This window comes from Acetobacter sp. DmW_136, assembly GCF_008690365.1.
In the GTDB taxonomy this organism is placed as follows: domain Bacteria; phylum Pseudomonadota; class Alphaproteobacteria; order Acetobacterales; family Acetobacteraceae; genus Acetobacter; species Acetobacter oryzifermentans.
Genome location: NZ_VHON01000030.1, coordinates 32,374 through 52,779, shown reverse-complemented (window position 1 = coordinate 52,779; position 20,406 = coordinate 32,374). Strand labels below are relative to the sequence as shown.

General features: G+C 54.2%; 18 protein-coding genes. 7 read left to right on the top strand and 11 right to left on the bottom strand.

Annotated elements, in window-relative coordinates; translation table 11 throughout:
- Positions 1-59 precede the first annotated feature (59 nt).
- From FKW31_RS10620 to trpB, 10 genes are all read right to left on the bottom strand, one after another.
- Positions 60-1,727: an OprO/OprP family phosphate-selective porin gene (locus FKW31_RS10620; protein WP_063353411.1), complete on the bottom strand. Its 1,668-nt coding sequence runs from the start codon at positions 1,725-1,727 to the stop codon at positions 60-62.
- 153 nt (positions 1,728-1,880) lie between these two features.
- On the bottom strand, positions 1,881-2,915 hold the full coding sequence (gene pstS / locus FKW31_RS10615; RefSeq protein ID WP_082823102.1) for a phosphate ABC transporter substrate-binding protein PstS: 1,035 nt from the start codon (positions 2,913-2,915) through the stop codon (positions 1,881-1,883).
- A 73-nt stretch (positions 2,916-2,988) separates the two neighbouring features.
- Positions 2,989-4,296: a cell wall metabolism sensor histidine kinase WalK gene (locus FKW31_RS10610; RefSeq protein ID WP_150178531.1), complete on the bottom strand. Its 1,308-nt coding sequence runs from the start codon at positions 4,294-4,296 to the stop codon at positions 2,989-2,991.
- An 18-nt stretch (positions 4,297-4,314) separates the two neighbouring features.
- Positions 4,315-5,004 carry a phosphate regulon transcriptional regulator PhoB gene (gene phoB / locus FKW31_RS10605; RefSeq protein ID WP_063353408.1) on the bottom strand — a complete coding sequence of 230 codons (690 nt, stop codon included), beginning with the start codon at positions 5,002-5,004 and terminating at the stop codon, positions 4,315-4,317.
- Positions 5,005-5,226: 222 nt separating this feature from the next.
- Positions 5,227-6,516, bottom strand: a complete 1,290-nt coding sequence (locus FKW31_RS10600) for an adenylosuccinate synthase (RefSeq protein ID WP_006116863.1) — start codon at positions 6,514-6,516, stop codon at positions 5,227-5,229.
- 67 nt (positions 6,517-6,583) lie between these two features.
- The gene (locus FKW31_RS10595; RefSeq protein WP_006116862.1) at positions 6,584-7,768 is read right to left on the bottom strand and encodes an ATP phosphoribosyltransferase regulatory subunit; all 1,185 of its coding nucleotides are present in this window, start codon (positions 7,766-7,768) and stop codon (positions 6,584-6,586) included.
- Between the two features lie 52 nt (positions 7,769-7,820).
- Complete coding sequence (locus tag FKW31_RS10590) at positions 7,821-9,299, bottom strand: ATP-binding protein (RefSeq protein WP_150178530.1); 1,479 nt, start codon at positions 9,297-9,299, stop codon at positions 7,821-7,823.
- The gene (locus FKW31_RS10585) at positions 9,296-10,549 is read right to left on the bottom strand and encodes a TIGR03862 family flavoprotein (RefSeq protein WP_150178529.1); all 1,254 of its coding nucleotides are present in this window, start codon (positions 10,547-10,549) and stop codon (positions 9,296-9,298) included. Before FKW31_RS10585 ends, FKW31_RS10590 begins: the two co-directional genes overlap by 4 nt.
- A 33-nt stretch (positions 10,550-10,582) precedes the next feature.
- Entirely contained in the window at positions 10,583-11,416 is an 834-nt protein-coding gene (gene trpA / locus FKW31_RS10580; RefSeq protein ID WP_063353407.1) for a tryptophan synthase subunit alpha, read from the bottom strand.
- Complete coding sequence (gene trpB / locus FKW31_RS10575) at positions 11,413-12,732, bottom strand: tryptophan synthase subunit beta (RefSeq protein WP_006116859.1); 1,320 nt, start codon at positions 12,730-12,732, stop codon at positions 11,413-11,415. Before trpB ends, trpA begins: the two co-directional genes overlap by 4 nt.
- A gap of 188 nt (positions 12,733-12,920) precedes the next feature.
- Between trpB and FKW31_RS10570 the strand changes: the two genes are divergently transcribed.
- From FKW31_RS10570 to rho, 3 genes are all read left to right on the top strand, one after another.
- Positions 12,921-14,111, top strand: coding sequence for a magnesium transporter CorA family protein (locus FKW31_RS10570; protein WP_193562071.1), 1,191 nt, complete (start codon positions 12,921-12,923; stop codon positions 14,109-14,111).
- Position 14,112: 1 nt separating this feature from the next.
- Entirely contained in the window at positions 14,113-14,646 is a 534-nt protein-coding gene (locus FKW31_RS10565; RefSeq protein WP_150178528.1) for a hypothetical protein, read from the top strand.
- 235 nt (positions 14,647-14,881) lie between these two features.
- Positions 14,882-16,180: a transcription termination factor Rho gene (gene rho, locus FKW31_RS10560; RefSeq protein ID WP_035351198.1), complete on the top strand. Its 1,299-nt coding sequence runs from the start codon at positions 14,882-14,884 to the stop codon at positions 16,178-16,180.
- 62 nt (positions 16,181-16,242) lie between these two features.
- Here rho and FKW31_RS10555 read toward each other — a convergent pair whose 3' ends face one another.
- On the bottom strand, positions 16,243-16,536 hold the full coding sequence (locus FKW31_RS10555) for a sulfurtransferase TusA family protein (RefSeq protein ID WP_003623789.1): 294 nt from the start codon (positions 16,534-16,536) through the stop codon (positions 16,243-16,245).
- A gap of 159 nt (positions 16,537-16,695) precedes the next feature.
- On the opposite strand from FKW31_RS10555, the gene FKW31_RS10550 reads away from it, so the two are divergent.
- From FKW31_RS10550 to FKW31_RS10535, 4 genes are all read left to right on the top strand, one after another.
- Positions 16,696-17,184, top strand: coding sequence for a Fur family transcriptional regulator (locus FKW31_RS10550; RefSeq protein WP_006116856.1), 489 nt, complete (start codon positions 16,696-16,698; stop codon positions 17,182-17,184).
- On the top strand, positions 17,181-18,029 hold the full coding sequence (locus tag FKW31_RS10545; RefSeq protein WP_035351195.1) for a GNAT family N-acetyltransferase: 849 nt from the start codon (positions 17,181-17,183) through the stop codon (positions 18,027-18,029). The genes FKW31_RS10550 and FKW31_RS10545 overlap by 4 nt, the downstream gene beginning before the upstream one ends.
- 64 nt (positions 18,030-18,093) lie before the next feature.
- Complete coding sequence (gene lnt / locus FKW31_RS10540; protein ID WP_150178527.1) at positions 18,094-19,740, top strand: apolipoprotein N-acyltransferase; 1,647 nt, start codon at positions 18,094-18,096, stop codon at positions 19,738-19,740.
- 164 nt (positions 19,741-19,904) lie between these two features.
- On the top strand, positions 19,905-20,399 hold the full coding sequence (locus tag FKW31_RS10535) for a helix-turn-helix domain-containing protein (protein ID WP_150178526.1): 495 nt from the start codon (positions 19,905-19,907) through the stop codon (positions 20,397-20,399).
- The last annotated feature ends 7 nt before the right edge of the window (positions 20,400-20,406 follow it).

Genomic DNA, 20,406 nt, shown 5'->3' with positions numbered 1-20,406 from the left:
CAGCAAAAAGGGATCGTTCCTTTCGGAACGATCCCTTTTTTAATGGCAGAATATCGGATTTAGAATGCGGCCTGCACACGGGCAGCTACAGAATTCCCATCACGGCCAAGAATATTATAGGCTTGGCTATTACGCGTTACGATAAAGTGGTTGAAGTCCAGCATCACGCGGAAGTGGCGGTTGGGATACCAGTTTACCCCACCAGACCATACCGTTTGGCGGCCACCGCGCACACTGTTTGCCGTATCATCAAAATCAGCCACACTGTAACGGCCAGAAAGTTCCAGCGCGCCCCAGTAACCGTGTGCGGGATCAAATTCGTGTTCCACACCCGGAGCAGAAAACGCACCTTCTTTTTCATTATACATACGGGGCTTGCCAAACAGCGTATAGTTGGCTGCGCCATAGTAACCTTCAAACGATAGAGATGGCAGAGACTGCCCACCCTGCTGTTGATTGCGCGTCACGCCGATGTGGTAATATTCCCCCTTCAGCACCAGCTTTTTCCAGCGGAAACCCAGTTCCGGCCCAGCAGACCATACGGAGCCGATATTGCGCAGCGCGCCTGTATTCAGCAGTGCCGTTGTTGTTAGGTTAACTTCCGGGGCTTCTTTAAAGGTATATGTGCGGCCATTAGTGCCATCATTCACCTTAAATGCGCTAATGGCGGAAAGGCCCAGATGCACATCTATGTCTTTAGAAACATAGGGGCGCCCGGCAACACGGAAGGTGCCACCGGTCTGGCTATCACCAATATTGGTATCCTTGGCACGGTTACCAAATGTCTGACCAGTGAAATACCCTGCAATCCACCAGCGTTTTTCATAATGCAAGCCACCAACACTAAAGCGGGCATCGCCTGCGGCAATGTTACGCACGATATCCGTGATGGCAGGACGTTCCATCATTTCGAAATCGTTGGAGCTTTCGGAATCTTCTTCCGTCACACGTGGCTGAAAATAACCTACTGTTAGAATCGTGTTGTGCAGGCCGGTGTAGTTCAGGTTGGCTTCATACAGACCATCCGATCCGTCCGCACTGCCAGACCCGAAATCAGGCGTAATGTTTGCCACCCAATCTTTATACCGGAAGGTGAATGGAATACGCAGGCGGCGTGCATTTTCTGTGAAACTTGAGAAATCACCTTTGGTTTCGCCCCGGCGCGGAGACATGCCCATAAAGCCACCAAAGTCTTCATGAAATGCCAGACCAATAGACAGGCCATAAGCTCCGTCTTCTGATGCAACCGTAAAACGCCCTTTGGGGAAGCCGATGATCATGCCCCCAACGTGCACGTTTTCATCCTTTTGCGTTGCGGCCTTGAAGTCCTTCCAAGATGTCGTCATGCCGCGATCAGAAGGGGGTGTGCCCACACCGTTGTTCAGCAGAATATTTTTGCGTGGTGTTTGTTCACCAAACTTTACGTTAGGATCTACATCGTTATCAGCATATTTTTCCGGGAACTTATACCCATTTTGTGCCGTTGTACGTGTAGCACGACGTGAAGCAGGGCCTCTTTGCCGTGTTTCATTTTGGGCGATCTGAGATTTAAGATGTGTAATCTGCCCCATCATTTCACGCCGCATTTCAGCCATTTCGGCTTTCAATGCACGGATCTGGGCATCATCTGAACTGGAAGCCTCGGCCACTGGGGCAATTCCAGACATCAAAATTGAAGCAAACGCAAAAGATGGAAGAAGCGGTGAACAACGACGCATCATGGCCATTCCAAAACAGAAGAGGAGCGATGCGTGGTGAATAACTTTATTCCAACTTTTTGTGCGTGACGCTTAGATGATGGTTTCATGACAGTTTCATGAAAAAAGCGGCCCACAAAGGGGCCGCTTTCCATAATAAAATATCTTATTGAAATAAAAAGCTTATTTACCAGCCTGCCATGCAGATTGGATGCTATCTTTAACAGCCTTGGGCAACGGCACGTAATCAAGCTTTGCTGCAATGGAATCACCCTTTGCAAAATCCCAGATAAAGAAGCGCTTTACAGCTTCATCACGCGCGGGATTACGTGCAGGCAGTGGCACCAGAACATACGTGGCAGAAACAATTGGCCATGCCTGCGCGCCAGAAGTGTTCAGCAAATTAACAGAGAAATGCGAAGCATTTTTCCAATCTGCTGCTTCTGCTGCCTGAGAGAAGCTGGCCTGAGAGGCTGCTACAGCCTGACCAGAACTGTTCTTGAGGCGGATGGTAGTAAGGTGGTTACGGCTGGCATAGGCATATTCCACATACCCTACACCACCTTCCGTATTCTGTACGGTAGCGGCTACGCCATCGTTCCCGCGTGCGCCCAAGCCACCCGGCCAACTGATAGATGTGCCTGCACCGTATTGATCATGCCAATTTTTGGAAGACTGATCGAGGTAGGATGTGAACACAAATGTTGTGCCAGACCCATCTGCACGATGGATAGGCGCTACTGCCGTATCTGGCAGAGAAACACCGGGGTTAAGTGCGGCAATTTTTGGATCATTCCAACTGGTGATATCACCAGAGTAGATAGCGGCCAGCACATCACCACTCAGCACCAACACATCTGCCTTAATGCCCGGAATGTTCACAACCGGCACAATCCCGCCCATAACAGTGGGGAACTGAAAAAGATGGGCGCTTTCCAGCTTTTTGGCATCCATAGGCGCATCAGATGCCCCAAAATCTACCGTGCCTGCCAAAATCTGGTTCTGCCCAGCGCTGGAACCTACAGTCTGATAATTTACATTAACACCTGTATCTGCTTTGGCGGCAGAGGCCCAAGCCTCATAAATCGGGGCAGCAAAACTGGACCCCGCACCAGTTACACTTTGTGCGTGAGAAAAAGAGGGTACAGCTGCCAGCAAACAGGCAACCGCAGCAGCACAGGTTTCAGACCGAAAAGAAAAACGCATTTTGGGGAGCATCCCTAAGCATCAACACATAACGGCACCAGTACATGCCGCTTTTGCTTCGTAAGGGAGTGAATGCAAAAATGGGTTACGGCTGCAAGACAGTTTGGTGACAGTTTAATGAAGGATCAGCCACCAATGGCAAAAGCGGTAGCCAGATATGGCAGGATGTGCCCTGGCCCACTGCGCTTTCCACCACAAACCGCCCCCCATGCCGGGTGACAATATGCTGCACAATAGCAAGCCCCAACCCACTACCCTGCACAGCGGCCGCAGTTTTAGCTACGCGGTAAAACCGTTCTGTTAAGCGCGCCAGATGTCGGGCCGGAATACCGGGGCCGTTATCCGTTACACTCAGCACAATACCCGCAGCGCTCGGCCAACGTTGATCTTCCTCTGCCTGATGGCAGGTTATGGTAATAGATACAAGTTTACCGGACTTTGTTTTTTCTGAAACAAGGCTATATTTTATAGCATTTTCAACAAGATTAACCACAACCTGTAAAAGTTGTGTTTCATCCCCTGCAACCTGCCAGCTCTTGTTTTCTGGCGGCTGTACATCAACCTTAACCGGCAAACCGGCAGACAGAAGATCTCCTTCTGCCTGGCATTGCTCAAACAGATCAGCCAGACACACTGCTTCACGCGGTTTTTGGTGTTCCTGCATTTGCACGCGGGAAAGATAAAGCAAGCTGTTCAGCAGGTTTTGCATCCGTTTGGCCTGCTGAGACATAATTTCCAAAAACTCTTTTTGTGCTAATGGATCATCTGCAGCGGGCCCCTGCAAAGTTTCTATAAACCCCAGCAAAGCCGCCAAAGGTGTGCGTAGCTCGTGGCTGGCAAATGCCACAAAATCCGTATGCTGACGTTCCGCAACAACAGCATCTGTTTCATCATGCAGATCAACAAACACCAATGTTGTTTGTGCATTGGGTGCTGTGTTTTCCCTGCGCATACTTATTGGCAACAACTCTGCTGGCAGGCTTTGTTTTTGCAAAACAGCCTGAACCACTCGCAACCGTGGAATATCCAGAATAACACGCACACGGCCCGATGGTGTGTTTCCTACCTTTTGCGCAAGCACCACATCCAGCTTGGCCTGAAACGCCGGATGGCGGACTATACTGCCAAGGTCTCCATCAAACTGCTGTTCAGCCATTTTGGAAACCACACACAACCCGCGTGTTTCATTTATTACCAACATGGCAGCAGGCAGGCAGGCCATAACCTGTTCTAGACAGGGTTGAGAAACTTCCTTACTAGGGCTACGCCGTGCAAGAACAGGCACATGGCTTGCAGAAGCACGCATACGCCCAAGCACCATGCCACCCAAAGTTGCCATGGCTACACCAGCTATGGCCCCCTCCCCCATTATCAGCCATGCCTGTGCAACCATGCCGAAAATTTACCCTGCTTAGCCTTGTGGCAGATCCAACGCATACCCTCTGGCTCGCACTGTACGGATAAGATCTTGCTCATCTCCTTCATTCAGGGTTTGCCGCAAGCGACGAATATGCACATCTACCGTACGCAATTCTACAAAAGAGCTGCGTTCCCAAGCATGTTTCAAAAGTTCCTCGCGCGAGAAAACTTTACCTGGGTTAAGCATAAAAAATTCCAGCAACCGATATTCCGTTGGCCCTAACGCCAGCAAGCGCCCGCCACGTTCCACCTTGTGGCTCACCCGATCCATCACCAGTGTATCAAACCGTAATGTTTTATCTGCTGGTGGCAGGCGGCGCAGCATGGCTTTTACACGCGCAAACAATGCCTCCATGCTAAAAGGCTTTACAAGATAATCATCCGCCCCAGTATCTAAGCCACGGATCGTATCTGTTTCTTCTCCACGTGCGCTGAGCATCACAATCGGAAGCGTCGCTGTTTTGGGCTGCCCCCGTAGCTGGCGGCACACTTCTAAACCGGAAATACCCGGCAGCATCCAGTCCAGCAACAACAGATCAGGGCGTTTTTGGCGCACTTCTTCAAGCGCTGCCTCACCATCCCCTACAACACGGACTGCGTATCCCTGTTTTTCAAGATTGTAGCCGATAAGCCGGGAGAGTGCCGGATCATCCTCAACCACCAGAAGATCTGCCTTATTCATGCTTTCCCTGCTTTTTGTAACATGATTGAAAGATAGGGGGTTCTCACAGCAAAAAACAACGTCCCACCACCTCGCAAGAAAGGGATTATGTGTGAAAACCGCTTATATATCGGGCAAAAAGTACCCGTATGAAAGTTTTGTGAAACCCTCATAAAGTTGCAACAAAAAAAGGCCTTCCCTTATGGAGAAGGCCCTTTTGTTACAAATATTCTGGCAACCAGATCAATCTTCAAACGGATCACGCATCAGAATAGTATCATCCCGATCTGGGCTCGTGGAAAGCAGGGTAACAGGCGCACCCACCAACTCTTCAATCCGGCGCACATATTTAATGGCCTGCGCTGGCAAGTCTGCCCAGCGGCGTGCACCGTGGGTGGTTTCCTTCCAACCTTCCAGAGTTTCATACACCGGCCGCACACGCTGCTGCGCTGCTGGTGCAGACGGGAAGCGTTCGACCTTCTGCCCGTCCAGCTCATACCCAACGCAAACCCGGATTTCATCCAAACCGTCCAGCACGTCCAGCTTGGTAAGTGCCAAACCATTTATACCGCCAACGCGCACAGCATGACGCACCAGCACGGAATCAAACCAGCCACAACGGCGCGCACGGCCCGTGTTGGTGCCAAATTCATGCCCGCGCTCACCAAGACGACGGCCTGTTTCATCATGCAGTTCTGTGGGGAACGGGCCTTCACCCACACGGGTGCAGTAAGCCTTGGCAATACCCAACACAAAACCCGCAGCCGTTGGGCCCATGCCAGAACCCGTACCTGCATTGGCAGCCACAGTGTTGGAGCTGGTAACAAACGGATAGGTGCCGTGGTCTACATCCAGCATCACGGCCTGCGCACCTTCAAACAGAATACGGCGGCCTGCACGGCGGGCATCATCCAGAATATCCCAAGTGGGGGCCATATAGGGCAGCACTTTAGGGGCAATATCTGTCAGGAACGTAAGAAGTTCTTCCTTGGTGAATACAGGTGCACCCAGCCCTGCCAGCAGGGTGTTATGGTGCAGCAGCAATTCATCCAGCTTCCAGTCCAGCGTTTCCGGCTCGGCCAGATCACACAGACGAATAGCACGGCGGGCCACTTTATCTTCATACGCGGGGCCGATGCCACGGCCTGTGGTGCCAATTTTACGATCACCCCGCGCAGCCTCACGCGCGCGATCCAGCGCACCATGCACAGGCAGAATCAGCGGTGCATTTTCTGCAATCTTGAGCGTATCGGGCGTAACTTCCAGCCCCTGTTCCTGAATACGGCCAATTTCCGCCAGCAGCGCCTGCGGGTCCACCACCACGCCGTTGCCGATAATGCCCAGCTTGTTGTTCACCACGCCAGAAGGCAGCAGAGAAAGCTTGTAAACCTGATTGCCCACAACCAGCGTATGCCCGGCATTGTGCCCACCCTGAAAGCGCACAACAATATCGGCCCGGCTAGCAAGCCAATCTACAATTTTGCCTTTGCCTTCATCACCCCACTGGGCGCCAATCACGGTTACGTTGGACATGGATGGTGTGCTCCTGAAAGAATCTTGCCGCTAACTGAAAGAGAAAAAGCCCCTTCCGGGGGAAAAATCATGACAAGGCCGTGCAAACGGTGCCACGCAACACATGGGTGCAACCCAAACGGCGTGCTTCAATCTCTGGCTCTACGGTGAGAGAAGATGCCGCCAGCGTGGCGTAACCCTGCGTGCGCAGGCGTGCGGCCTCCCGCTTATCTGCCCCCGGCGCCACATAAACACGTGGGCGGGCAGGTGTAGGCGGAATCATGCGGAACAGCACATCTGGCCGCAACGTCAGCCCACAGGCGGGTTCATTATCATTACACAGGTAACGCCCACCACGCCCCAGCTCTTCTGAGCGGCCAACGGCAAACAGCGTGACACACACACCGGTGTGGTATTTCCAGCCCCGAAACTCTACCGGATCTACCGTCATGCGCAGATTGGGGCACTGCTCACGCAGGGCGGCCACGGTATCTACCAAACGGTCCAGAACAGCACGGGCCTTGGGCGGCAAGGTAATTTCAATCAGCCGGGCCACCGCATGTTCTGCCAGCCCGGTTGCTTCCAGCAATGCAATAAGCGTGCTTGCCAGTGGGCCACCTTGTTCGGCCACGGCAGCGGAATCCTTACGATCCAGCGCACGCATAAGGGCGGCGCGCTGCGCTTCGGGCACGTTACCTTCTTCCAGCAATGCTGGAATAAATGGCGGCATGGTGAGATCGAAGGAAACATCCTTCACACCCAGACGCTCAAGCGCTTCCGCCCCAACAGACATAACCTCCGCATCCGCTTCTGGCGAATCGGGGCCTATAAGTTCGATACCCGTCTGCATAATCTGGCGGCTGCTTTCTTCCGCAGCCACGGGAGACACCACAACACACACACCAGCGTAAGAAACACGCAGCGGACGTGGCGTGCTGGCCACACGGGTTGCCGCCATACGGGCCACCTGCGGCGTAATATCGGGGCGCAGCACCATCATGCGACGGGTATCCGGGTCCATCACCCGGAAACTCTGTTCCGCAAGGGCCGCACCGGCACCCGCCAGATACGTGTCCTCAAACTCTATAAGAGGGGGCCGCACGCGGTCGTATCCGTGGGATGCAAACACGTCCATAAGCGTGGCAACGCCTTCTGCCTCGGTTCGGGCATCGGGCGTTAAAAAATCTACAAAGCCTGCGGGCAGCAGCGCCGGGCTAAAAGGCGGGTCTTCCGTCATGCTTCGGGCTATAGCACTGCATGGCGTGCCCGTCATGCCCGCAAAGGGGCACTTTTTACGCTATATGCGTCTAACAGGTGTGGTTTTTTCAGCCATCTGCGTTGCCGGGCAGCGTTTCCCACCCTGTGCCGATAAAAGTAAGCACACGGCGGCCCATACCATCTGCACGCAATACAATCAGATTCTGGTCTTCCAACCACCCTAGCAGACGGCGCGCACGCCCCTTTGAAACCGTGCCGTACACTCGCGCAATAGCGGCATCAGATGGACATGGCTGCCGACCCAAGGCGGCACGTGCCAGAAAAAGCCCCACGGCCTGAAGGTCTTCCGGCAAAGTGGAGGCCAGAGCTTCGGCCTCCTGCCATTCGGGCTGCGTGGATGTTTCTTCATCCACACCGCTGCGAGCTGTGGCCAAAGCCCGGTTAAAGCGCCGCATATCCAGCGCATTCCGCCCCAATCCGGCAATCCTGCACCGTACCAGAAAATCCTGATACAAAACGGGTGCTGGTCGAAAAGCAGCTTCTTCATCTTCCATCATGTCACGCAGAATGGCGCGCATGCGGGCTTCACGCTCGGTTTGGGTTTCAGATGTTTCTTCGGGGGCTTCCTGTTCAGCTTGAGCGGCCTGTGCCTCACCATGTGCCGCAAGTTGAGTTAGCAGATCAGGCGGTGGCGGTGCAGGCGCTTTGCGTGGGCGAACAGGCATATCCTGCACAGGCACGGGGGCCAGGATAAGATCATGCACAGGCGCTGGTGGCGGCTCAAACGGCGTAAGCACCGGCCCGGCAGAGCGGCTTTCTGTTTCTACTGTGCCAATACGCACCGGCACTGGCCTGCGGCACAAGGCTGGGCCAAGTGCTACAAAAGTGCCGCGTGCTAAATCTCGGAACGATTCGGCCTGCCTGCGCTCCATCCCCAGCAAATCTGCCGCGCGGGACATATCAATATCCAGAAATGTGCGGCCCATCAGAAAGTTGGAGGCTTCTGCAGCCACATTTTTGGCCAGCTTGGCCAAACGCTGCGTGGCAATAACCCCGGCCAAACCACGTTTACGACCACGGCACATCAGGTTTGTCATGGCGCCAAGGGATGCGCGCCGGGCTTCGTCCGAAACTTCACCTGCGGCGGCAGGGGCAAAAAGCTGCGCTTCATCCACCACCACCAGCACCGGATACCAGTATTGGCGCGGCACCTCGAACATGCCGCCCAAAAATGCAGCAGCCCAACGCATTTGCTGGTCTGCATCCAGACCTTCCAGATTCAGCACAACCGAAGCACGGTGCATACGCATGCGTTCACCCGCCGCATGTAGCGCCATTTCGGAATGGTCTGCGCCATCAATCACCAGATGGCCGAATTTTTCCGCAAGGCTGACAAAATCCCCCTCCGGGTCAATAATCGCCTGCTGCACCATGCGGGCGGATTGCTCCAGCAACCGCCGCAGCAGGTGTGATTTACCAGACCCAGAATTACCCTGCACCAGTAGGCGCGTGGCCAGAAGTTCGGCCAAATCCAATTGTGCCGGGCCACCCCCCGGCACTTCACCCATTATGATCATGCTGCTCATGGCTGGAGGGGATACCGCTTAGCCCCTGTATCCTGCAACCATACCTGTAGGCCCTTTGCTGCCGCGCGCCCCGTGGCAAGGCAGGCATGCAGCAGATAACCGCCTGTTGGGGCCTCCCAATCCAGCATTTCCCCCGCCACAAACACACCGGGCATTGCACGCAGCATAAAGCCATCTGTGCAGGAATCGGACGTAATCCCACCAGCAGTGGAAATGGCACGGGCAAGCGGTTGTGGAGCGCTCAACACTACGGGCACAGCTTTTAACCGCGCAGCCAAGGCTTGAGGTGAGGAAGGAATATCCTGCCCACCTTCACGCAGCAATGCGACAGCAACAGGCGGTAAGCGCAATGCCTTGCGTAATTTATTAGAGAGGCTCTCTCGCGGGCGGGTAGCCGCCAAACGACGGGCTACTTCCTGCTCTGGCATATCCGGGCGCAAATCTACCATCACGGTCACCACACCCTCTTCGGCAATGGCAGCCCGAATAGGAGCAGACAGCGCGTAAATCGCGCCGCCTTCCAGCCCATTAGCAGTTACCATCACTTCGCCCTGCACGCGGTACCCTGCAAAGCTGAGTGCCACAGGTTTAACCGGCACGCCTGCAAAACGCTCCCGGAACAGATCAGACCATGCTGTCTCAAACCCACAATTTGCAGGCTGTAAGGGCGCTATATTCACACCCTGCTGCGCCAGAACTGGCACCCAGCCTCCTGCACTGCCCAAACGCGGCCAGCTTGCCCCACCTAGCGCCAGTAATGTGGCATCTGCCTGCATGGGGTGCGGGGCATCCTGCCCTGCACGCTGCACAAGCAGGTGGCCGTGCTCATCCCATCCTTTCCATGCGGTGCGGGTGTGAAAAACAACACCAAGCGCCTGCAGCCGCGCCAACCATGCACGCAGCAACGGGGATGCCTTCATGGCCGAAGGAAACACACGGCCAGAAGACCCCGTAAAGTGGGCTTGCCCAAGCCCTTCCATCCAGTGCTGGATGTCCTGCGTGGTCCATGCATCCAATGCCGGGCGCAACCATGATTGCGCCACACCATAACGCCGCATCAAGGCCTCATGCGGTTCGGAATGCGTGATGTTTAACCCACCCCGCCCTGCCATAAGAAACTTGCGGCCAACACTGGGCATGCGCTCCAGCACCTGCACGCTGTAACCGGCCTGTGCCAGATACTCCGCAGCAGCCAACCCCGCAGGGCCAGCCCCAACAATAACAATATGAGCGGCTGAAGCGTATGTCATGGACAAGATATTACTGGAATCGGAAAAACGGAATCATACCGCCTTTCCGCCAGCGTTGCGCACGGCTTTTGCCAGATCTTCAATCTGCGCCAACACGCGTGGCAAAGTTTCCGCCGTAGCGCGCCCTTTGTCATCCAACGTATCTGCCAAGGTAGATAGCAAGGCCGAGGCCACAACAGCACCATCTGCAATGCTGGAAGCGTTGGCAGCCTGCTGCGGCGTACGCACACCAAACCCAATGGCGATGGGCAGCTTTGTTACCTTACGCAGGCGCGGAATGGCTTCTTCCAGATCATGCGTGGTAGCGGAACGTGTGCCCGTAATGCCCGTAATGCTCACGTAATACACAAACCCAGAAGCATGAGAGAGCACATAAGGCAGGCGCTTATCCGATGTGGTGGGTGCCACAAGCCGGATGATATCCAACCCGTTTGCCTTGGCAAATGGTGCCAGCACATCGGCTTCCTCTGGCGGCAGATCCACCAGAATCAGGCCGTCCACGCCAGCACCCGCAGCATCACGGCAAAAGCGTTCATATCCGTAGGATTCTACCGGGTTCAAATACCCCATAAGGATAATGGGGGTTTTGTTATCCTGCTGACGAAAATCCGTTACCATATCCAGCACGCCTGCCAGCGTGGCCCCGGCCTTAAGGCCACGACGAGCAGCAGCCTGAATAACAGGGCCATCGGCGGAAGGATCTGAAAAAGGCATGCCAATTTCAATCAGGTCTGCGCCAGCAGCGGGCATTTTCCGCAGCAGTTCGAGCGATGTATCCCAATCCGGATCATACGCTTCCAGATACGGGATAAGCGCACCGCGGCCTTCAGCGGCAAGTGCTTTAAAACGGGCTGCTATACGGCTCACAGCTTGACCCCCAGATGTTCGGCAACAGTGAAAATATCTTTATCACCCCGCCCAGAAAGGTTGACCACCAGCAGGGTATCCTTGGAAAGGGTGGGCGCAATTTTGGCGGCATAAGCCACGGCATGGGCAGATTCCAGCGCGGGAATAATGCCTTCCATACGTGTGCAAAACTGGAAGGCATCCAGGGCCTCATTATCCGTAATGCCTACGTATTCTGCGCGGCCAATATCATGCAGCCATGAATGTTCCGGCCCCACACCGGGGTAATCAAGCCCAGCACTGATGGAATGCGCTTCCTCAATCTGGCCATCTGCGTTCTGAAGCAGGTATGTGCGGTTGCCATGCAGCACACCGGGGCGTCCGCGCTCAATAGAAGCAGCGGTTTTGCCACTATCCAGACCGTGGCCTGCGGCTTCCACACCAATTAGACGAACCGATTTATCATCTAGAAACGGGTAGAAAATGCCCATAGCGTTGGAGCCGCCGCCAATAGCGGCCACCACAACATCTGGCAGACGGCCTTCAGCGGCCTTCATCTGAGCTTTGGTTTCCGTGCCGATTACGCTCTGGAAATCACGCACCATAGCTGGGTATGGGTGTGGGCCTGCCACCGTGCCAATAAGCATGTAGGTATCAGCAATGTTGGCCACCCAATCCCGCATGGCCTCATTCATGGCGTCTTTCAGCGTGCCTGCGCCAGAGGTAACGGGCACGACCTCCGCACCTAGCAAACGCATCCGGAACACGTTGGGCTTTTGCCGCTCTACATCGGTAGCACCCATGTAGATCACGCATTTCAGGCCGAACAGGGCGCATACGGTTGCCGTGGCCACACCATGCTGGCCCGCCCCGGTTTCCGCCACAATACGGGTGCGGCCCATACGCCGGGCCAGCAGAATCTGCCCCATAACGTTATTGAGCTTGTGGGAACCCGTATGGTTGAGTTCTTCACGCTTAAGAAAAATTTTAGCGCCACCCAGTTCTTCTGTCATGCGCTGGGCAAACCAGAGCGGACTGGGGCGGCCGACATAATCTTTCAGATAATAATCCAGCTCCTTCCGGAAAGCCGGATCAGCCTTGGCAGCTTTATAGGCTTCATCCAGTTCCAGAATGAGAGGCATAAGGGTTTCCGCCACAAAGCGCCCCCCATGACGCCCACCAAAATGCCCCCGCTCATCCGGCTGGTGCCGGAGGGAATTGCTCTGCACCGCTGCCGTGCCGTGTTCCTTCGGATCTGCCATTTCTGGTCTGCCGCTCCCATACCGCGTGAAAAACCGCGCCTGCCAGACATGCAAAAGTCTGGCATCGCCTGTCATAACGAAGCCGCAGGCTTACCAGATACCGCAAGGCGTTGCACAGCCCTGCAACCACGTAACCTTGCCAGAAACACGTAGAAGGCCGCATAATTTGTAACAGTTGAATATTTGCAGCCCATATCGCCACCTGACATTCTGTGTTCAGAAAACAGTGGCCCTGCCTGCCTTCGGTAGCGCGCGCACACAAAATGGAGAATCGCATGTTCCTGGCCCACCGGCCTGGTATGCCCGCACGGGCTATTGAGACCGCAGCCGACGCCGCCGATGCCGTATGGCTGGATCTTCTGGATCCCACCCCGCAGGAACAGGCCCTGGCAACCCAATTATGTGGCCAGCCCATTCCCACGCTGGATGATCTGAACGAAATTGAAAGTTCATCCCGCATTAGCGTGCGCGATGGAGCGGCTTTTCTTTCCTCGCCTTTATTACAGAAAACCGGTCCGGAATTTCAGACAACACCTGTCGGCTTTATTCTGACGCAAAACCGGCTATTCACTATCCGCTTTCAGTCCTACCAGTCTTTTGAAACCGTGGCGTTGCTTGTGGCGGATCATGCGCAGGTTATGCCTGCCCCCCATGCCATTCCCACCCCAGAAACACCGCTCCCCACACCCGCATCCACCACAGCCCCCTCTGCCCCACTCCACATCCAGCATGATACCATGCTGCATGCGGGGGAAATTCTGGTGGCGCTGATTGAAACCATTGTAGACCGGCTGGCCGATATTCTGGAAAGCGTGGGAGACCTGCTGGATACTCTTTCGCACGATATTTTCCGCACCCGTCCATCCGGCCAAGCCATGCGCAACATTGCATCATGGCAGCGTGACTTACTCCAGCGCGTGGGCAGTTCGGGCAATCTGTGTTCACGTATGCGCGATACGCTTTTGGGTATGGAACGCATTGCCCTGTTTTTGAGCGAAAGCCGCAAAACAGCCAGCGCCATCCCCACCCCCGGATACATGCTAAGCACGCGCCACATCACCACCGATTCCGTACCGCAAGAAGGGGAAAGCAATACTGCCGCAGCCTATGCGCTTTCCAGCCCGCTGCGGATGCGCATTACCACAGTAAGCCGAGACCTTTCCTCGCTAGATGCCTATGTTTCCCAGGCGCAGGACAAGGTGGAATTTCTGCTGGATGCCACGTTGGGCTTTATTAACATTGAACAGAACGGGGTCATGAAGGTGCTGACAGTTGTCAGCTTTATTGGGGTAGCCCCTACTTTGATTGCTGGCATCTATGGTATGAACTTCAAGAACATGCCTGAACTGAACTGGTCTTTCGGTTACTGGTATTCACTCGGGCTTATGGCCTCCACCATTGTATTGCCCCTGCTGTGGTTCTGGAAAAAAGGCTGGCTGGGAGGGATCAAGTAAAATGCATCAGCTCTGGAAAACGGCTTTTTTCTCCGCCTCTCTTATCGGTAGCATGTCTACGGCACAGGCTGCATCCTCCACACCCACACAGGCCCCGCCACCTAATGGATATCAGGCGTTTTTTGACCATCTGAGCACCGAACCCTTACGCTATGCCGCCGTATCTTCACGCAATGGCAAACGGTTGCTTGTTGGGCTTCATCCTTCCACGGCAGGCCATGTAGCGGGGGAGCTGATGCTGCTGGATGGTACCATGCGCCCGCTGTTAAGTGCGGATGTGGAAGGCACAGCGCCTGATCTGCAAAGCGGGCAAACCGGCATGTGCCAACTTACCACCACCCTAAAGGAAGACAGCCTGCACCTGAATGGCCCATGCTCACAGAATCAGATTTCCGGTGGGCTTACACGCACCATGCACCCTTCCCAGCTATGGTCTCAGGTAAACAGTTTTATTTCCCCTGATATGTCGGTTTCCGCTGTGTGGCTGACCCGTGCCGGGTGGAATGCAGCCATTACCCCTGCGCCAACGCCATGAAGCCCACACCACAAGGTTATTGACGATACATCTGGCCGCCGTTATTATGCCGCCCCAATAGTACTGGCTGACTTCACCTGCCCAGTGCATCCTCCCTTTAGTCTGGATTATTCTGCCCCGGCATCACCTTCCAGCAAGGTGCCTATTTGCCGCAGCCGCGCGCTTCCGGCAGCCGATGGCATGAGAAATCCTGACATATTCCTTATGAACTTTTGCCAGTCAGGGCATTTCCTAGATGCATCTTGCGGAACTCAAGGCCAAATCCCCAGCGGATCTTCTGGCCTGCGCTGAAGACCTGAATATTGAAAACGCGTCATCCCTGCGCAAGCAGGACATGATGTTTGCCATCCTGAAGGCGCTGGCCGATAACGACCAAGCGATCTACGGCGAAGGCACGCTTGAAATCATGCACGACGGGTTTGGTTACCTGCGTTCCCCCGAATCAAACTACCTTCCCGGCCCGGATGATATTTATATCTCCCCCACACAGGTGCGCCGCTTTGCCCTACGCACAGGTGATACGGTAGAGGGCCAGATTCGTGCCCCGCGTGATGGTGAACGCTACTTCTCCATGCTCAAGATCAACACGATCAACTTTGAGCCACCGGATGCTGTGCGCCACCGAATCAACTTTGATAACCTGACCCCACTTTACCCTGAACGTCGCCTTCAGATGGAAGTGGAAAGCCAGGCAACAGCCCCGGAACCCAAATCCGAAAAAGGCAAGAAAAGCGCGCAAAAAGACTTTACCCCGCGCGTTATTGATCTTGTTTCCCCCATTGGTATGGGCCAGCGCGCCCTTATTGTGGCCCCGCCTCGCTCGGGCAAAACGGTTATGCTGCAAAGCATTGCCTCTTCCATCAGCGCCAACCATCCGGAAGTTTTCCTGATCGTTCTGCTGATTGATGAACGCCCAGAAGAAGTTACGGACATGGCGCGCTCTGTGCGCGGTGAAGTGATTGCCTCCACCTTTGATGAGCCCGCACACCGCCACGTGCAGGTAACGGAAATGGTGCTGGAAAAAGCCAAGCGCCTTGTTGAACACAAGCGCGATGTGGTGATCCTGCTGGATTCCATTACCCGTCTGGCACGCGCCTACAACACCGTTGTCCCCTCATCCGGCAAGGTGCTGACCGGGGGTGTGGATGCCAACGCCCTACAACGGCCTAAGCGCTTTTTTGGTGCCGCCCGTAATATTGAAGAAGGTGGTTCCCTTACCATTATCGCCACGGCGCTGATTGATACCGGCAGCCGCATGGACGAAGTGATCTTTGAAGAATTCAAAGGCACGGGCAACTCGGAACTGGTGCTGGATCGTAAGCTGGCAGACAAGCGTACCTTCCCGGCAATCGACATCACCAAAAGCGGCACCCGTAAGGAAGAACTGCTGGTGGATCGGGCTACACTGTCCAAAATGTGGGTTCTGCGCCGCATTCTGGCCCCTATGGGCACGATGGACGCCATGGACTTCCTGCTGGACAAGCTGAAATACAGCAAAACCAACAATGACTTCTTTGAAGCCATGAACAACTGACCGGGCAGGCTTTTCTCGCCTTTCTTTCCGTCAGTTCATTTCTACAGAACGCCTGCTTCGGATTACGAAGCAGGCGTTTCCTGTTTTTTGCGCAACGTGAGCACCACACTGCCATCGGGCTGCGGCACATCGGACAAAATGGTATGCCCAAGCGCCCGAGCAGACCGGCTGATGTTCTTTAGCGGCTCTTCCCCCTTCAGGCGCACAGCCAACAAACCACCCGGTGGCAGGCCATCCAGCGCCAGACGCGTGCGCACAAATGTCATGGGGCATTTTTCCGTTGTAATATCCAAAACGGCAATGCGTGGCTCTTCCTGCACGTTAAAATCAGGCACGTATGCAGCAGAACGGGTCATTCAGAAACTCCATAAAAGGGCGAAAAACGTAAGCTCATCTGCAAAAGATAGGGGCCTGCATCGCATAAAAAAACTGCCAGCGAGTGTAAAATTGGACAAACCCTATCACTTTCGGCTACCTGAAACCTGAAACACAAATTGTAACTCAAAGCAGGATTTGTGATCTTGAAGGCACAGTCGGCAGAATCGCGGATCGAGCAGCTGTGTGTTGAACACGGCCTGAAAATGACCGGACAGCGGCGCGTGATTGCACGTGTTCTGTCTGAAGCAGACGACCACCCTGATGTGGAAGAGCTGTACCGCCGTGCCTTGACACTGGATTCCCGCATTTCAGTGGCCACGGTGTATCGCACCGTAAGGCTTCTGGAAGAAAAAGGTATTCTGGAACGCCGAGACTTCGGCGGTGGGCGCGCACGGTATGAAGCAACGGAAAATGGGCGGCACCATTATCATCTGATAGACGTGGATAATGGGAAAGTTATAGAGTTTGAAGATCCCGAACATGAAGCTTTGATGAAAAAAGTGGCTGATCGGTTGGGCTTTGAATTTGTTTCCATGCGGCTTGAGCTGTTTGGCCGCAAAAAATCCGCTGCAAAGCCGGGCACCAAAACATCCTCTCGTGCCCGCCAGAAAGGAAATGCTGCATGAGTGCAACGCGCAATAACGGAGGGGGACTTTCTGCGCTGGATCTGGAACGCAAAGGCTTTCCCGAACTGCGTGGTGGCACCCTGAGCGTACGCATTGCAGAAACAGAGGCCGAGCTGGAAGCAGCCCAAGCCCTGCGCTACCGCGTTTTTTATGAAGAAATGGGGGCCCGCCCAGAAGGCGAAACCCTGCGCCTTAAACGCGATATTGATGAATTTGATAATGTGGCAGACCACCTGTTGGTAATTGACCACTCCATTGCCTCGGACGCACGAGGCGTGGTGGGCACATACCGACTGGTGCAAAGTGACGCTGCAAAAAAAATCGGGCGTTTTTATTCCTCCAGCGAATATGACATTACGCCCTTAAAGGAATTCCCCGGAAAATTGCTGGAAGTGGGCCGATCCTGCGTAGATAAAAACTACCGTGGCCGCACAGCCATGCAACTGCTGTGGCGGGGCATTGCCTCCTACATTTTCCTGCATCAGATTGATCTGCTGTTTGGTTGCGCCAGCTTGCCGGGCACGGACCCGGACAAAATGGCCAATGAACTTACCTACCTGTACCACAACCATCTGGCCCCTCCGGCTCTGCGTGTGCGGGCTTTGCCAGACCGGAAGGTAGAAATGCTGCGCACAGACCCGCACAGCCTCAACCTGCGCCGGTGCCTGGCTGGCCTACCGCCACTTATTAAAGGCTATCTGCGGCTAGGTGGTTATGTGGGGGATGGCGCGGTGGTGGACCCGCAGTTCAACACTACGGATGTGGCCATTCTGGTCAAAAGTGAGCTACTGGCAGATAAATATTACAGGCACTACGAGCGCCGCCTGCGCGATGCTCTGGACTGATAACGGACAGCTTTTTCAACGTCCGTTTTCTTTTTCTGTCAGTCAGTAAACTAAGGTTTGCGCCGTGGTAAAACTGCCCGCGTTTTTTCAAACGGCGCATAACCGCCTGCGCCGATGCTGGCGGGACAATTGGCGTTTCATAGGGTTTATGCTGGGGGTTGGCGCTCTTTCTGCGCTGGCTCTGCCCCCTTTGCACTTCCTACCCATATTGTTGCTTACTTTTGGCATACTCGGCCAGATACTCAACACCACAACAAGTTGGAAACACGCCGCATGGGCTGGCTGCCTGTTTGGTTTTGGCTTTTACACAGCCGGACTTTACTGGCTGGTCAATGCTGTGCTGATTCGTGCTGATGAGTTCTGGTGGTTTGTGCCTTTCCCTTCCATGGGGTGTGCCCTTATTCTTGCGCCGATGGTGGGGGCACCGGCCGCACTCAGCATGTTGGTGCCCGCAGGGTTGCGCCGTCTGGCATTTTTTGCCGGAGCATGGACGATTTTTGATATGGGCCGCACATTTTTATTCAGCGGTTTTACGTGGAATGCACTGGGCAGTTGCCTTGCCATACCCGGCCCTGTTGGGGACATACTCATCCAACCTGCTGCATGGGTGGGAGAAGATGGGCTAACTTTGGCGCTTGTATTGGCAAGCCTGCTATGTGGCAGCGCCTTATTGGATAACCTGCATCTGCGCATTCCGTTTACGCCACAAGCGGCAGCCCCATATTGCATACCTATAGTTCGGCGTAGAATTTATATAGGCTGTATAGCTGCCTCTGTGCTGTGGCTTGGTGTGGGCGCCGCACGCTTTTACAGCATTTATCCTCAGGGCGAATCCGGGCCAATAGCTGTTATGGTTCAGGGCAATGTGCCCGAAACTGAAAAAGTAGGCAGGTTGCGTCCCAGAGATATCTTTTTGCGCTACCTACGCCTAACAGCCCAAGGCGTGCAGCAAGCTCGGCAATTACAAATTCAGCAGGCAGCCTCTGGCACACCTTATCGCCCTATTGTGTTTTTGTGGCCGGAAACCTCTTTCCCCGGCTACGATCTGTTGCAGGATACGCCCAAGGCCCGAGAAGTTATTATGGATTGGGCTCTTGGGGCCGATGCAGGAATTATTGGTGCACTCCGGCAGGATGATAACGGGCGTTACCGTAATTCCGTTTTGGCTTTGGCTCCTGATGGGGCCGTAAGCGCCGTGTATGATAAAGCACGCCTTGTACCTTTTGGAGAATATCAACCCTCCTTCATCCCTTTACAGATTGTACCGCAGGGCGGATTGGCTGCTGGCCCTGGCCCACAAACATGGCATTTGGCCAACATTCCACCCGTTGGCCCGTTAATCTGTTACGAAGTGATTTTTTCGGGCGATGTGACCAACCCCCATGATCGCCCCCGCTGGTTAGCCAATGTTACGAATGATGGATGGTTCGGCAACAGTGCAGGCCCACGCCAGCATTTGGAATCCGTGCGCTTACGCGCTGTAGAAGAAGGGCTGCCAATCGTAAGAGCTGCCAATACAGGTATTTCTGCGGCTTTTGATGGCAGAGGCCATCTTCTTGCCAAATTGGGATGGGATAAAACAGGTGTACTTGTTTCTGCTGTGCCTGCGGCCCTTCCTCGCACGTTTTTCGGGCATTACGGACAAGCTGTTCCTTTACTATTCTGTGCATTGCTGATTCTGGGCGCATCTATCCGGCGCAGCAAAGCCTGATTTTTCTTAGTTTCCTGTTCACCGTTTTTTTCAGTTTTATGGCGCAGTTCGCTTTTAAATAGGTGTCTGCGCTGTTTTTCTTTTGGAGGAGACGGCAAACATCTTTATAAAATGTTAACCTTCTTGAGCATATTCCCTCGTGAAAGCAGGAAAAGTTTCGAGGCGTGAAACATACGGAGCAGGAACCGATCGACACCACCATGATCCAGCCTCATGCTGCTGCCAGTGCCATTGATGCCCATGTTGGCAAACGCATAAGACTACGCCGCACATTGTTGGGACTCTCTCAGGAAAAACTGGGAGAAGCTTTGGGAATTACCTTCCAGCAGATTCAGAAATATGAACGTGGAGCAAACCGGGTAGGCGCTTCGCGATTGTATCATATTGCCTGTGCGTTGGATGTGCCGATCAGCTTCTTTTTTGATGATATGCATTCTGCGGAAGTTGTTTCCAATAAGCAGGCGCATTTTTCGGAAACACGCAAAAGCTTTGGTGCACCAGCGGACAAGAATGTTAGCGTAGCATCTACATCGGATACAAAAAACATATTCAAAAAGCAGGAAACACTGGAGCTGGTACGCGTGTATTACAGCATTCCAGACGCGCAAATGCGCCGAAAAATTCTTGAGCTTATGCAAACAATGAGCGTATCCAGATAAAAAAGGG